This is a genomic window from Flavobacterium sp. CAN_S2, assembly GCF_015752255.1.
Lineage (GTDB): Bacteria > Bacteroidota > Bacteroidia > Flavobacteriales > Flavobacteriaceae > Flavobacterium.
In genome coordinates this window covers 754,028-769,115 of record NZ_JADOVA010000001.1, presented here as the reverse complement: position 1 = coordinate 769,115, position 15,088 = coordinate 754,028, and the positions used below count along the sequence as shown (strand labels likewise).

Sequence of the window (15,088 nt, the reverse complement as noted above, 5' to 3'; positions counted from 1 at the left end):
ATTAATCCGCGTCTTCTTCTATTTTATTTATGGTTTCTTTGGCAATGTGCTTTGCTTCTTCATCGCCATCATTTGCAAGTGAACTTGTTTTTTCAGCAACATTCTCAACAACATCGGTAGCTTTTGTTTTAGCTTCGCTGGCTAAATCTTCCGCTTTGTCAGTAGTTATTTCTGCCTTTTCTTTTAAATTTTCTACTGTGTCTGAAACAGCAGTTTTGGCTTCACTGGCTAAATCTTCTACTTTTTCAGATGTTGTTTCTGATTTTTCTTTTACGGTTTCTACTGTGTCTGAAACGGCAGTTTTGGCTTCAATGGCTAAATCTTCTACTTTTTCAGCTGTTGTGTCTGATTTTTCTTTGACACTTTCAATTGTGTTTTCTAAAACGTTTGTTGCTTTTTCGGAATATTCACCGGTAGTTTCTTTAGCATGACCAGTAAAATTTTCTACTTTTTCGATTATTGGGGCAGCCGTTTCTTTTATTTTATCAAATGTATCTTCGGCAAAAACTTCTGCTTTTTCAAGATAAGGAGCTGCGGTTTCTTTTGCTTTTTCAAATGTTTCTTCTGCGAAATTCTCTGCTTTTTCAAGATATGGCGCTGCAGTTTCTTTTGCTTCTTCGAAAGTTGTTTCTGCTTTGTCCGCTAATTCACTGGCTGTTTCTTTGGCTGAGCCAAATAATTTTTTAAAAAATGAAGATAGTCCCATGGTTTTTTTTATTTGATTAGTCTTACAATAGTAATCATTTTTTTCTAAGATTACTTTATTAAATCATTAATAATTTGTTGATAATCAGTATTTGGCATGAGGCAGGTCTTGTTTTGACAGAGATAAAACAGTGTTTCTTGGTTTGAATAACGAGAATCTAAAAACGGAAGTGTTGATTTTTTCTGTGATCCAGCCAATACAATATTAGGAATATAAAGATTGTTTATTTTTGTGCAATACTCCAAAGCAAGTTCGCCAGAAACGGCTAATTCTTTGTTTTGTTCCGAGTAATTTAATGCCAAATCCATCCAATTTGAGAAAGCTGATGGATAATCAATTCCAGGTAGTATAGCCATCAGCATTTGATGACTGACTTGCTCATAATAGGAATTATTGAAGTAGATACTCAGTTGTAATAGGTTTTTTGCCATCACTGAATTTGAAGCAGGAATCACATTGTCTTCGGTTTCGTAATGCGTTGTAATTAACGCCTCGTCTAGATTTGACGTAAATGCAAATAAGAATTTTTTATTGTCATAAAAATGGTCCAGACTATAGTCCATAAGTCGTTTCGCATCGTGAAGCCATTTTTCGTTCAAAGTTCCTTCATACAGAGAAATGAATGCGGCAATCACGAAACAATAATCCTCCAGATATCCATTGATGGTGCTCTTTCCGTTTTTGTAATTGTGGAATAAATTCCCATCATCTGACCAGAGGTTTTTGATTATAAAGGCTGCATTTTGTAGTGCAATATCTAAATATTTTTGGTTTCCCAAAGCCTTATAAGCATCAATATATCCTTTTAGCATTATTGCATTCCATGAAGTCAAACACTTATCATCAAGTCTTGGTTTTGGTCGTTTTTCTCTTTCGTTATAAAGCAATTTTTCCCAAAATATTTTTTTAGTTTGTAGTTCTGAAACGGGAATATTATTTTGCTTTGCAATACTTTCTAAAGTTTGGTTTTGAATCAAAACATAGTTTTCATCTTCCCATAATCCAAAACTATTACAATTGAATACTTGACTGAATAAATCAAAATCTTCTTTTAAGATTGCCTTTAATTCTGGAATTTTCCAGACATAAAAGGCGCCTTCCTGAAGTTGATTATCCGAGTTTAAACTATCTGCATCCAGCGCTGAGTATAAGCCGCCTTCAGGATTCATTAATTCTTTCTCGATAAAACCAAGTGTTTTTTCTATCACTTCTTTGTACAATGGATTTTTTGTTAATTTATAGGCGTCACTGTATAAAGAAACCAACTGGCCGTTATCGTATAACATTTTTTCAAAATGAGGAATATGCCATTTCATATCTACTGAATAACGCGAAAAACCACCATCAACAGTGTCAAAAAGTCCACCATACGCCATTTTTATTAATGTAAGATTCACGAAATTCAGCAAATCGGTGTCTTTAGTTTGATAGCCATAACGCAACAGAAATTGGTAATTATTAGGCATCATAAATTTTGGTGCTCTGGCCATGCCGCCAAATTCCATGTCGAAACTTTTTTTCCATTTTTTGACTAAGAGTTTCAGTACATTTTGGTTTACTTCCGTTTCTGTGTTATCGTTTTGAATTAATCCAATTTCTTGGATTCCCTGATGTAATTTTTCGGCATAATCAATCATCTTTTCAGGTGCAGATTGATAGAGTTCCTGTAATTGGTTCAGAGATTCTATCCATTCTTCTTTTTTAAAATAGGTTCCGCCCCAAACGGGTCTTCCATCAGGAAGCGTCACTATGTTCAGCGGCCATCCGCCACGACCGGTCATGATTTGAATAGCTTTCATGTAAACAGCATCAATATCTGGGCGTTCTTCCCGATCGACTTTTATGGGTATAAAATGTGCATTCATTACTTGAGCGACTTCTTGATCTTCAAAGCTTTCGTATTCCATTACATGACACCAATGACAAGCGGAATAACCAATGCTTATGATGATAAGTTTATTGTCTTCTTTAGCTGTTGCCAATGATTTTGGATTCCAAGCTTTCCATTCTACAGGATTTCCGGCGTGTTGTAATAGGTATGGGCTGGTTTCTAAATGTAGTTCGTTCATGAGGTCGTTTTTAGCCCCGGTAGTAGTGGAAATCCTTTCTAGTCCTGAGCTTTTTCAGGGCTGGAAAGATTGCAACGGATGACGGGAAATAGCTTCTAAAAAAAAGCGTCTCGAATGAAACGCTTTGATTTGTTTTGTTAAGTTCTTTATTCGAGTTCGAAAGTCAATTTGAGATTCACTCGAAATTCTGTAATGGCGCCATCGCTTACTGTTGCACTTTGTTCATGAATATAGACAGAACGGATGTGTTTTACTGATTTTGACGCCTTAGCAACTCCTTTTCGAGCTGCATCTTCCCAGCTAATTTCTGAGCTTGAAAGTATTTCAATTACTTTTAATATTGACATGATTTCTATTTGTTAAGTGAAATATAAATTTACCAATTTTTTTTAAATAGAACATTTAAAAAATATAAATATTTCACGTAACGTAAAGATTTTCAAGCAAATAGTATTTTGTGTGTTTATGCGTTTATTGCTTCAACTTTGATACTTTCATCATTCAACATGCTTTTTAACATGTTTTCGATACCGCTTTTTAATGTAAAAGTAGAAGAAGGACAACCGCTGCAGGCACCTTGCAAGATCACTTTTACGGTTTTGTCATTTTCGTTGTAAGAGTCAAATGCGATATTTCCACCATCGGCTTGTACGGCAGGTTTTACATATTCTTCTAAAATATTGATGATTTGTTGTGAGGTTACATCCAAATTATCAAATTCTTTTGCCTTAACGGTTTCTTCTGCGGTAACTGCAGCAACATAATTTTCATCTAAAACAGTTCCTCCGTTTTCAATATATTGTTTGATGAAACTTCTAAGTTCTAAAGTGATTTCTTGCCAATCATTGATTTCATATTTGGTTACAGAAATGTAGTTTTCGTCAATGAAAATTTCTTTTACGTAAGGAAATTTGAAAAGTTCTTTGGCTAAAGGTGAAGCAGCAGTTTGATCAATATTTTTGAATTCAATCGCGTTTTTAGTCAGCATTTTGCTGACTACAAATTTTAATGCTGAAGGGTTTGGAGTAGTTTCCCCATAAACTGTTACCGGCTGTTTCTTGGTTTTATTTTCATCAACAGTGATTATTGTTCCGCCATCGTTGACAAATTTTTCCATTTGTTCTGCAACGGCATCTTTTACATCGTCCCATTCTACAATACTGTATTTTTCGATTGCGATAAAATTGCCGGATATGTAAACTGTTTTTACAAACGGTAAATAAAACAATTGTTGCGCTAATGGAGACGTTTTTGCTTCATCAATATTTTTAAATTCAAAACTTTCATTTTGAGTGATAAAATCTTGAAATTCAAACTTTAATATCGTTGGGTTTTGTGTTTCTTTTATAGTAACTTTGTTCATGGCTTTTGAAATTTTCACAAATTTACTAAAGTTATTTTCTACGAATAACTATATTTGATTTTTTAATGAATAAATTAACTTTAGTTTAATTTTTAAATTGGAGAAATCATTATTTATATATCTTAATGTTGATTTGGAATTATTCATTTTGCTAAAAAATATTTCAATGTATCATAAAATTAAAATTCTAGCTGCACTATTATTTATAACAAATTATTCTTTTGCACAAGAAGGAATTCCTGTGTATTCAGATTATTTATCTGATAATTATTACCTGATACATCCGTCAATGGCTGGTGCTGCTAATTGTGCTAAAGTTAGGTTGACAGGTCGTAAGCAATGGTTCGATCAGAAGGATGCACCTGAATTGCAAACATTAAGTTTTAATGGAAGAGTAGGTGAAAAAGCTGGAGCTGGGATTATACTATTTAATGATAAAAATGGTTACCATTCCCAAAAAGGAGTCAAATTTACGTATGCGTATCATCTTATGTTTTCCAGAGATGAAATCGATTTAAATCAATTGTCTTTTGGTATGAGTGCTGGTTTGATTCAAAGTCAATTGGACGAAACGGAATTTAGACAATCCGGAGATTTTGATCCAATTATTGATGGAACTGTAGTGCAAAAAGATTCCTATTTTAATGTTGATATTGGTGCTTCGTATAATTTTCTGGATTTTTATGCGCATGCAACCGTGAAAAATGTCATTGAGACCAGAAGAGATATTTATACGGAGTATGAAAGTGATAATTTGAGAAAATATTTATTGAGTGCCGGCTATATTTTTGGAAATCGAGACAAAATATTATGGGAGCCTTCGGTTTTATTTCAAATGGTTGAAAAAACAAATGAAAAAGCAATTGACATTAATTTGAAAGCCTACAAAAATCTAGATTTTGGAAGAGTTTGGGGCGGATTGTCCTACCGAAGAAGTTTTGATGGTGCTGAATATATTGATGGCAATACAATTTCTAAGCAAAAATTACAATACATCACACCTATTGTAGGGGTAAATTTTGATAAGTTTATGTTTGCTTATACCTATTCTCAATTGTCCGGAGCCGTAAAGTTTGATAATGGTGGCTATCACCAAATCACTTTAGGAATCGATTTGTTTTGCAAACCCGTAAAATACGATTGTAATTGTCCGGCAATTAATTAATTAATTCATATCCTCATGCTAATAAAATCTGTTAACGGCAAATCGCCTTCTATTCCTGAAGACTGTTATGTTGCCGAAAATGCCACTATTGTAGGCGATGTCTCTTTTGGTGCAAATTGCAGTGTTTGGTTTAACGCAGTAATTCGTGGCGATGTCAATTTCATCAAAATTGGAAATAAAGTAAACATCCAAGATGGAGCTGTTATTCATTGCACCTACAAAAAACACCCAACTATTATAGGAAATAATGTTTCTATTGGACACAATGCCATTGTACATGGATGTGTTGTTCATGATAATGTGCTAATAGGAATGGGAGCGATTGTTATGGATAATTGTGTCATCGAAAGCAATTCGATTGTGGCTGCCGGAGCTGTTATTACTCAAAACACAGTGGTAGCATCAGGCTCAATCTGGGCGGGAGTTCCTGCTAAAAAGGTAAAAGATATCGATCAATCGGACTTTGCCGGAGAAATTGAACGGATTTCGAATAATTATGTAATGTATTCCAGTTGGTTTAAAGAGGAAGAGTAGCCGTATTCTTTAGAATTCTTTCTGTAAAACCGTATATTTATTTTCCAATATTTCACTTAAAACTTTGGGATTTGTATTGGTGTAAAAAACAGGTTGCTTCTCTTCAACGGAAGCGAATCCTACTTTTTCCCGAAGTATATTTTGTGTTTGCTTAGCAACAGCTTCCCCTGAATCGATAATTTGAATGTGTTCAGGAAGGATTTTCTTTATCTGCGGAATCAAATAGGGATAGTGGCTGCAGCCTAAAACTAAATAATCGATATTAGCTTCAATCATTGGTTCTAGATAGGAGTGAAGCAGTTTAGTCATTTCGGGTGAATTGATTTCTCCATTTTCAATTAACTGAACTAATCCGTGACCTACCTGTTCTATTATTTTAGTGTCTTGGTACTTCTCAGTGGTTTTATTAAAAAGCTCACTGTTCAGCGTTCCTTTTGTTGCCAAGATTCCTATAATCTGTGTTTTCGAATGTGTGACTGCTGGTTTTATAGCCGGTTCTATTCCTATGAAAGGAACATTATATTTTGCTCTTAATTCCTGAATTGCATTCGTGGTTGCGGTATTGCAGGCGACTACTATTAATTTGCAGTTCATTTCAAGCAATAAGTCGGTATTTTTCATGCTGAGTGCAACAATTTCCTTTTTAGATTTTTGTCCGTAAGGCGCATTTTTACTATCTGCGAGATATATTGTTTTTTCATTAGGCAGCAATTGATGGATTGCTTTCCAAATAGAAGTTCCGCCAATACCTGAGTCAAAGATTCCTATAGGTTGATTATTGCTATTCATAAAAACAAAGTTACATGCTACGATTTAAATTTCCTATGATTTGTTTTAAACAAAAAAACCGCTCAATCCTATATTAGGTTGAGCAGTTTTTATTACGATTAATGATTTTTTTAGAAACCTAAATCTTTTTTTACATCCATAGTCAAGTTTGGACCATCAGCAAGTAAAAGAGAAGAACCATCAAGAACATATTGGAATCCTTTTGCTTTACCTACTTTTTGGATAGAAGCTCTCACTTTTTCCATTAATGGTTTTACGATATCAGATTCTTTTTGTTGTAATTCTTTTTGAGCATTATCTCTAAAATCAACAATTCTTTTTTGCATATCCTGCACTTCTTTAGAACGATCTCCGTTTACAGCTTCAGTAACAGTTGCAGCTTCAGCTTCGTATTTTTTTAATTTTGCTTGGTATTCTTCAACCATTTTTTTGTAGTCAGCATCATAAGTTGTACTCAATTTATCTAATTGTTTTTGAGCATCTAACATTGCTGGCATTTTTGTCATAATTTCACTTACATCAACATGAGCTGTTTTTGCTTGTGCATTCATTGTTTGATTTGCTCCTAACATTAAAATTGCAGCAATTAGTAGAGTTTTGATTTGTTTCATCGTTTTTAAAATATTAAGTAATTAATTATTGTTTGTATTTTCTTTTAATTTTTCTTCTTTCGCTTTCTTCAGCGCTTCTCTGTCTTCCAGTATTTTTTTTCTTCTTTCTTCTAAAATTTTTTTGCGGTCTTCCAGCACTTTTTTACGGTCTTCTAATGTTTTGGCTCTCGCGTCAGCTTGCTTTTGTTTAGCATCATCTGCAATTGTTGTAGCCTCATTATTTACAGTTGAACTGGTTGGTGCTTCTTCTTTTTTAACATTTGCAGAAACCGTGCCATTTTTTTTAGCTTCCCTGTCTGCTTGAATTTGTTTTCTTTTGTCGTCAAATTCTTTTTTCTTTTGCTCTTGAAGTAGTTTTCGGTCTTCTAGAACTTTGTCTCTTGCAGCTTTTTTATCGTCTAACAATTTTTGGCGTTCAGCCAAAGCCGGATTATCATCTAATGCATCTTCTTTACTCTCTCTTGCTTCCGCTTCTTTTTGCTGTTTTTTGGTCAGTTGCTCTCTTTTTTCGGTACGGTTCAAAACGCGTAAAACCTGATCACTGATGTCAAATCTTTTGGCTGCAAAAAGCATCGTCAAGTCGGAAGTTTTATCAAATATGAAATCATACTTCAATCGTTCTGCAATATCTTGAACTGCTGTAAAAACTTGGTCTTGGATTGGTTTTACCAAAACAGATTTCTGAATGATTAAATCTCCGTTGGCACCAAAACGTTTCTGTTGATATTCTAAATTTTCATTTTCAAGGAAACTGATTTCGGTTTCTCTTTCGTCTATCAATTCTTTAGTAAGCAAAGCTTTTTCGGCTTTTAAAGCTTCTTTTAATTTATTGATTTCAATTTTCTTAGCGTCAATTTCCGATTTCCATTTTTGAGCTTTTTGCTCTAATTGAATTTTTGCTTCAGTATAATCAGGAACATTTTGTAAAATGTATTCCATATCAATGTAGCCCAGTTTATTTCCTCTGGTCTGCGCGTTAATTGTTTGCATGGCAATTAAAGCTAAAAATACATATAAAAATTGTTTCCTCATAACTGTGCTATATTAGAAAATCGTAAAGCAGTTCTTTAGAATTGTTGCCCAATGATAAAGTGGGTTTCCCATCCGTTAGCTTTTGCTTGTCCCGGTAATGCGTCAAATCCATGTCCAAAATCAATTCCCAATAAACCAAATGCTGGCATAAATACACGTAATCCAACCCCTGCAGAACGGCTTAAAGCAAATGGATTATAGCTTTTGAAATCACTAAATGATGATCCTGCTTCCATAAAGGCCAACGCGTATATTGAAGCTGATGATTTCAATGTAATTGGATAACGCAATTCCATTGAGAACTTATTAAATACTGTGGCTCCAATTTGTTCTCCAGCACTATTAACAGGCGTTAGCGAGTTATTAGGATATCCTCTCAACTGGATCGTCTCTCTACCATCCATGGAGAAGTTAGCCAATCCATCACCACCAAGATAGAATCGTTCAAAAGGAACAGCTCCTCTTTCTTGATTGTATGATCCTAAGAAACCAAATTCAGCTAATGCTCTAAGTACTAATTTACCGTAAATTTTGGTGTACGTGTCCGCTTTGAATTTAACTTTATAATATTCTAACCAATTGAATCGCTTTTGATCGACTTTACTTACGTCAGGTGCCGCTTGTGAAAAATTAGTAACCTTGTTACCATTCGTGTCGATGTAATCTCCAATATTTACAATATTTCCATTAGCATCCGGCACATTTTGTCTGTCCACGGTGTTTTTTAATTTGTACTCTTCTTGATCTCCTAGCGTGGCATAATCTACACCATTAAATAAAGAGTAAGGTGGCGTTAACTTTGCCGAAATGCTGAACTCTGAACCATAAGTAGGGAATATCGGATTCAACCCTTTACTGTTTCTTGTAAGTCCTACGGTGTAAGCTAAGTTTCTGGAAGTTCCGTTTCCAAATGTGAATAACCCTGTATTATAGTTGTTTAAGGCGTAATGCTGATAACTAATAGATTGTGATAATACAAAGAAATCATCTGGAACAGTAAGTCTTTTTGCTAAACCTACAGATAATGTAAGAATATCAAAACTTTTTGTTCTATCTGCTCGTTGTGTTATGAAGTTATTTAAAAACTGCTTGCTATATGAAATAGAAGAGCTGAATTGTACTGGTTTTTTTCCTCCAAACCATGGCTCTGAAAAGGATACACTATAGGTTTGGAAAAAAGTACTAGCCTGCAAACGTAACGATACTTTTTGACCATCACCCATTGGCAAAGGTTTGTAAGCATCTTTATTGAACATGTTTCTTGCTGAAAAGTTATTAAATGACAGTCCAAGTGTACCGATGAAACCACCTCCGCCATAACCTCCTTGAAGTTCAATTTGACTCGATCCTTTCTCTACTAATTGATATTCAATATCAACAGTTCCCGCTCCTGAATCAACGTTTTTGAACGCTGGATTGATAGCTTCAGGGTCAAAAAATCCTAATTGACCAATTTCACGAATTGTTCTAACTAATTCTTCTTTGCTGTATTTCTCTCCCGGTTTTGTTCTTAATTCACGATAGATTACACGGTCATTTGTTTTGTCATTTCCTGTAACTGTAATTTTGTTGAAATAAGCAATTGGACCTTCCGTAATTCGTATTTCAAAATCAATAGTATCGTTTGCAGTTTTAACCTCAACAGCATTTACATTAGAAAATAAATAACCGCTGTTTTGGTATAAATTCGTGATATCTTCTGCGTCTGGTTTAGACTTATCTGCAATTCTTTTTTCAAGAAGAACACCATTGTAAGTGTCTCCTTTTTTTACGCCTAATATTCTGCTTAAAAATTGATCAGGATAAACAGTATTACCTAAAAACTTAACGTCTCCAAAATAGTATTTATTCCCTTCTTCAACATTAATTTTGATGTTTAACGCATTTTTATTCTTATCATAAGTTACAGAATCCGAAATTATTCTCGCGTCTCTGTATCCTTTTTCCTTGTAAGATGCAATTACTTTTTCTAAATCAGTTTTGTACTTATCTTTTATAAATTTAGAAGCTTTCAAAACACGAGTAAATTTCTTTTGTTTCGTATCTTTCATTGCTTTACGCAAAGTGTTATCCGATATTTTTGTGTTTCCGGCAAAATCAATACTCTGAATCTTTACTTTATCGCCTTTGTCAATAGTAACAAGCATATTGACTTGGTTTACCGAAGCAGTGTCTTTTACGGTGTTAATATTTACTTTAGTGTTGTAGTAGCCGTCTTTTTTATATTTATTTTCAATGTAGTTTTTGGTAGTCGTAATCAAGTTTTCATTAACTACTTTTCCTTTATTCAACGAGTTGTCTTTAATTAAACCTTCCGTTTTTGTTTTCTTAACACCTACAAATTTTACCTCGCTTAATTTAGGTAATTCGATGATGTTTAAGTCAAGATAAATACTATCATTCTGTATTTTATTTACATAAAAAGAGATTTCATCAAAGAGACCTAATTTTCCTAATTTTTTTATAGCAGCACTGATTTCCTCACCTGGAACAGTTATTTCTTGTCCTTTTTGCAAACCAGAAAAAGTGACAACGGTTTGCGAATTAAAACTGATATCTCCCACTACGGCTACATCGGCAAGAATGTATTTTTTACCTTGATCAAAAGGAACTCTTTCTTGAGCTTTAACTTGTGTAAAACTTCCAAAAATCAAAACGGTAAGGACTATTTTTATGCTTTTATTTAACACTAAAAAATTATTTAATTTGTTCACTTGTTTTTCCAAATCTACGTTCTCTTTTTTGATAACTAATGATAGCCTCATATAAATCTTGTTCTTTAAAGTCTGGCCACAATATGTCAGTAAAATACAATTCTGAATAGGCAATTTGCCACAACAAAAAGTTACTTATCCTATGTTCTCCACTTGTTCGTATTAGTAAATCTACGTCAGGTAAATTTTGCGTGTAAAGATGCTCATTAATAATGGAATCGTCAATACTGTCTATTGAAATTATATTATTTTTAACTTTACTGCAAATGTTTTTAACCGCACTGACAAGTTCCTCTCTGGATCCGTAGCTTAACGCCAAAGTCAGAGTCATTTGCGTGTTATCTTTAGTTTTATCAATTACATCAAGAAGCTCTTTTTGTGCGGATTTTGGTAATTTTTCCAAATTGCCAATAGCATTAAGCTTGATGTTGTTTTTTTGTAAGGTGGTAAGTTCCTTTTTCAAGGAGTTGATAAGCACTTTCATTAAAGTTTCAACTTCTAATTTTGGTCTGTTCCAATTCTCAGTTGAGAAAGCGTAAAGCGTAAGGAATTCAATGCCTAATTTAGCACTGGCTTCTATTATTACTTTCACTGATTTTGTCCCGCTTTCATGTCCCAAAGCTCGTAAAAGTCCTTGCTGCTTTGCCCAACGTCCATTGCCATCCATGATGATAGCTAAGTGTTTGGGTAATCTTGTCGCGTCGATATGCTGTAGTAAATTCATTTTTTTATTCTGCGCAATAACAGGGTTTTTCTCCAAAAGTATACGTTAAGGTAACTCCTGAAAAAACATACCAATCATTATTATTTATATTTCCAAATTGTTGATTAAAACTTCCGTCTATATTATCGGTCAATGTATATCTGGCTCCGGTTTCTAGTGCTAAAACGAAACGTGGTGTTATGTTTGACTTGATTCCCATTACCATTGGTATTGCGATTGATTTTCTTCTTTCTGTTCTGCCCTCCACGGATATATCTGCTTTGGTATTGGTTAAGGTATATTTAGCTGAAAAATAATTTACACCAGAAAAAACATAAGGAGTGATTTTAGTGCTCAATTCATGAAGATTAAAATCGAAAAAGTTGAATTCAAGACCTAAAGATACTTCTTTTAAGTTGTTTTCAAAAAGATACCCTCTTTGGTTTCTGCTGGCTTCTTCGGAATCTAAATCATTTGATGTAATGTCAGATTGAGTATAGGAAAATCTATAGGAGTGTCTCGGGCTTTTATTCCATTTGTACAACACTCCAAAAGCAGGCTCGTTTGGTGCAATATAAGTTGTTGGACCTATGTCACCAATGTAGTTGCTTCCGCCTAGAAAAACTCCGACCTCATGGATTTGGGCTTGGGCCATCATCAAAGGGAAAAAACAGAAAAGTAAGTAATAGATCTTGTTCATTAAATCAAAAATTGCGTGCAAATATAATAATTATCAATTCGATACAATACCCATTCCGTTAAATGTGTGTTTTTTTAATAATTAGAGTGGTAACTAACACTAAATAAGTATTTGTTTCATTAAAACGGGGAAAATCGATAAAATCGTATAACGCGCGGACAAAATGATTTAATTCCTCTTGTCTTGTCCCCAAAGTAATTTGCTGCGAAGTGTTTTCAAAAAGGTTTCTTCGGGAATTTCGACCATGTTAATTTGAAATGGCGTTTTCTTTAAAGTCAGTACTGATTCATTTTTTACAGAAGTGACTCTGGAATCTAAGGAAACCAAGTAATTTTCCTCTCGTCCTGAAACTTTCAATCTGATTTCAGTTTCGTCCGGTACAACAAGTGGTCTGGCGGTAAGATTATGTGGTGCAATAGGAGTAATGACTAAACTTTTTACATCCGGAGTCAAAATTGGACCGCCGCAACTCAAGGAATATCCTGTAGATCCAGTTGGCGTTGAAATAATTAAACCGTCAGCCCAATAGGAATTCAAAAATTCATCGTTCAAATAGGTATCAATCGTAATCATCGATGTGGTGTCTTTTCGGCTAACCGTAATTTCATTCATCGCAAAATTGATTTCGTCAATCGATTCATTGGCTGGAAAACAGGTCAAGCTTAGTAATGCTCTTTTGGAAATCGAATATTTTTTGTCAATCACAAATTGCATAAATTCAGCTATATTCTCTTTTTGAACAGTTGCCAGAAAACCAAGTCTTCCTGCATTTATACCTAATATGGGAATGCCTGAATCTCTAACTAATGTTGCGGCTCTTAGTATTGTTCCGTCTCCGCCAATGCTAATTAGCATGTCAAAACTGGAGTCTAGTTCCGTATGGGAAGTGAAAGTTTTGTATTTATTTTCGACAATCTTCCTTTCATTAAGCATCAACAAAAAATGAGACTCGATAATCATCTCTACATTGTTTTTGTTGAAAAAAACAAAGATGTCGTTTATAATAGGTTCTGTACTGTTTTGATAATATTGACCGTAGATCGCTACTTTCATCTTTTTTTTAATCGTTAATTTGATTATTGGGTTGTTTGAGATGGCGGTTGCAATAACCAAATCATCAAATCTCCGAATAAGCGGTTATATGTTCAGGTATTTGTCTAAATAATCAGACCTTTCCTTTAAGTTATTAATATAATTGTCTTCTTGATGTTCTGAAATGATTTCATAACTGTACCTTCTAAAAGTCTGGATTATTTCGTTCATTGCTCCCAATGTTATTTTCATGGTTACTTCCACACTATCCACATCGGCCTCCGAAATGAACAACCCCAATAGCTTGCCGTTATTGCTTTCGACAATTTGAGTAATCTGACTCATAGAATAATCTAAAATTGGTTTTCTGACAACAATGATTCCGCCTGGTTCTTTTAAAAAGGGTGTTTCATGAAAAAACTTCATGATATCTTCTATTTCATAATAGCCTACGTAAGCATTGTTTTCGTCCAAAACAGGAACTAAATTTGTATGGTTTTTTGCGAAAACTTCTAAAACATCTAGCCAAATCGTATTTGTTCTGGCAAAAAATCCCTCGAGCGTAAAGCGGTAATCGGCTACTTCCTTGTCACTGTCAAAGGTTTCAATATCTTCCGATGCAATACTGCCAATGTAAACTCCCTCTTCTACAATTGGAAAATGGGAAAAGTGTAAGTCGCTAAAAAAGTCTTGAACGGCCGAAATAGAATCATGGCTGTCAATCGCTTTAAAATCATTGGTAATATATTCTGTAATTTCTGTCATAAATCAATCGGCAATATTTCATGCAAAATAATCAAAAATAAGCAAAATCTCCTAAGTTTTACTTTGTATTTTTGTCCTGACAAATACAAGTATCAAAATCAAAAAGTGTTCTAATGACAAAATTAAGTGTAAACATCAATAAAATAGCTACTTTGCGAAACGCTCGTGGCGGTAATGTTCCAGATTTATTAAAAGTGGCTGCCGACATTCAAAAGTTTGGAGCCGAAGGAATAACCATACATCCGCGTCCGGACGAGCGCCACATTCGCTATCAAGATGCCCGCGATTTAAAGGCTGTGGTTTACACCGAATATAATATTGAAGGAAATCCAGAGAAAACGTTTATCGATCTTGTTCTGGAAATAAAACCAACACAAGTGACTCTAGTACCAGATGCGATTGATGCCATAACCTCTAATGCGGGTTGGGATACTATAAAACACGCGTCTTATTTAACTGAAATCGTTCAGGAATTTCAACGCAACGGAATCAGAACTTCCATTTTTGTAGATCCAGTTCTGGAAATGATTGAAGGTGCAAAGAAAATTGGAACCGAAAGAATCGAATTGTATACCGAAGCATTTGCTCATCAATACAGTTTAGGAAATCAAAAGGGAATTTTGCCGTACACTGAATCGGCAATTTTGGCTAATGAACTTGGATTAGGAATCAATGCAGGTCATGATTTGAGTTTGGATAACATTCAGTTTTTCAAACAAAACATTCCGGGATTATTGGAAGTTTCTATTGGTCATGCTTTAATTTCCGAAGCTATCTATCTTGGATTGGATAATGTGGTAAATATGTATTTGCAAAAATTGAAATAGTTTTTTTAACCATTAAGAAATTAAGGTTAGTAAGCTTTACACTTAATCTATCTTAATTTCTTAATGGTTTGTAATTTA

At 34.1% G+C, this 15,088-nt stretch carries 15 protein-coding genes; 3 read left to right on the top strand and 12 right to left on the bottom strand.

Features of this window, described 5'->3' with window-relative positions; genetic code table 11:
* Position 1 precedes the first annotated feature (1 nt).
* The 4 genes from IWX80_RS03500 to IWX80_RS03485 form a co-directional block, all read right to left on the bottom strand.
* Entirely contained in the window at positions 2–706 is a 705-nt protein-coding gene (locus tag IWX80_RS03500) for a hypothetical protein (RefSeq protein WP_196852181.1), read from the bottom strand.
* 50 nt (positions 707–756) lie between these two features.
* Positions 757–2,775 (bottom strand): thioredoxin domain-containing protein, encoded by a 2,019-nt coding sequence (locus IWX80_RS03495; protein ID WP_196852180.1) that lies wholly within the window; start codon positions 2,773–2,775, stop codon positions 757–759.
* A 146-nt stretch (positions 2,776–2,921) separates the two neighbouring features.
* Positions 2,922–3,122: a dodecin family protein gene (locus tag IWX80_RS03490; RefSeq protein WP_091165677.1), complete on the bottom strand. Its 201-nt coding sequence runs from the start codon at positions 3,120–3,122 to the stop codon at positions 2,922–2,924.
* Between the two features lie 116 nt (positions 3,123–3,238).
* Positions 3,239–4,138 carry a NifU family protein gene (locus IWX80_RS03485; RefSeq protein ID WP_113633994.1) on the bottom strand — a complete coding sequence of 300 codons (900 nt, stop codon included), beginning with the start codon at positions 4,136–4,138 and terminating at the stop codon, positions 3,239–3,241.
* Positions 4,139–4,304: 166 nt separating this feature from the next.
* Between IWX80_RS03485 and IWX80_RS03480 the strand changes: the two genes are divergently transcribed.
* Together IWX80_RS03480 and IWX80_RS03475 are read left to right on the top strand one after the other, a co-directional pair.
* Positions 4,305–5,303, top strand: a complete 999-nt coding sequence (locus IWX80_RS03480) for a PorP/SprF family type IX secretion system membrane protein (protein ID WP_196852179.1) — start codon at positions 4,305–4,307, stop codon at positions 5,301–5,303.
* Between the two features lie 15 nt (positions 5,304–5,318).
* Positions 5,319–5,837 (top strand): gamma carbonic anhydrase family protein, encoded by a 519-nt coding sequence (locus tag IWX80_RS03475; RefSeq protein ID WP_196852178.1) that lies wholly within the window; start codon positions 5,319–5,321, stop codon positions 5,835–5,837.
* A gap of 9 nt (positions 5,838–5,846) precedes the next feature.
* Here IWX80_RS03475 and murI read toward each other — a convergent pair whose 3' ends face one another.
* The 8 genes from murI to IWX80_RS03435 form a co-directional block, all read right to left on the bottom strand.
* Complete coding sequence (gene murI / locus IWX80_RS03470; protein ID WP_196852177.1) at positions 5,847–6,626, bottom strand: glutamate racemase; 780 nt, start codon at positions 6,624–6,626, stop codon at positions 5,847–5,849.
* A gap of 110 nt (positions 6,627–6,736) precedes the next feature.
* Entirely contained in the window at positions 6,737–7,237 is a 501-nt protein-coding gene (locus tag IWX80_RS03465; RefSeq protein ID WP_113633990.1) for an OmpH family outer membrane protein, read from the bottom strand.
* Positions 7,238–7,258: 21 nt separating this feature from the next.
* On the bottom strand, positions 7,259–8,269 hold the full coding sequence (locus IWX80_RS03460) for an OmpH family outer membrane protein (protein WP_196852176.1): 1,011 nt from the start codon (positions 8,267–8,269) through the stop codon (positions 7,259–7,261).
* A gap of 35 nt (positions 8,270–8,304) precedes the next feature.
* Positions 8,305–11,034, bottom strand: a complete 2,730-nt coding sequence (locus IWX80_RS03455; RefSeq protein WP_196852175.1) for a BamA/OMP85 family outer membrane protein — start codon at positions 11,032–11,034, stop codon at positions 8,305–8,307.
* Positions 10,967–11,707 (bottom strand): isoprenyl transferase, encoded by a 741-nt coding sequence (locus IWX80_RS03450; RefSeq protein WP_196852174.1) that lies wholly within the window; start codon positions 11,705–11,707, stop codon positions 10,967–10,969. Before IWX80_RS03450 ends, IWX80_RS03455 begins: the two co-directional genes overlap by 68 nt.
* A 4-nt stretch (positions 11,708–11,711) precedes the next feature.
* Positions 11,712–12,386 carry a type IX secretion system protein PorG gene (locus IWX80_RS03445; RefSeq protein WP_196852173.1) on the bottom strand — a complete coding sequence of 225 codons (675 nt, stop codon included), beginning with the start codon at positions 12,384–12,386 and terminating at the stop codon, positions 11,712–11,714.
* 168 nt (positions 12,387–12,554) lie between these two features.
* Positions 12,555–13,439: an NAD kinase gene (locus tag IWX80_RS03440; RefSeq protein ID WP_196852172.1), complete on the bottom strand. Its 885-nt coding sequence runs from the start codon at positions 13,437–13,439 to the stop codon at positions 12,555–12,557.
* 84 nt (positions 13,440–13,523) lie between these two features.
* The gene (locus IWX80_RS03435; RefSeq protein ID WP_196852171.1) at positions 13,524–14,183 is read right to left on the bottom strand and encodes a CBS domain-containing protein; all 660 of its coding nucleotides are present in this window, start codon (positions 14,181–14,183) and stop codon (positions 13,524–13,526) included.
* Between the two features lie 113 nt (positions 14,184–14,296).
* Between IWX80_RS03435 and IWX80_RS03430 the strand changes: the two genes are divergently transcribed.
* The gene (locus IWX80_RS03430) at positions 14,297–15,010 is read left to right on the top strand and encodes a pyridoxine 5'-phosphate synthase (protein WP_196852170.1); all 714 of its coding nucleotides are present in this window, start codon (positions 14,297–14,299) and stop codon (positions 15,008–15,010) included.
* Positions 15,011–15,088 lie beyond the last annotated feature (78 nt).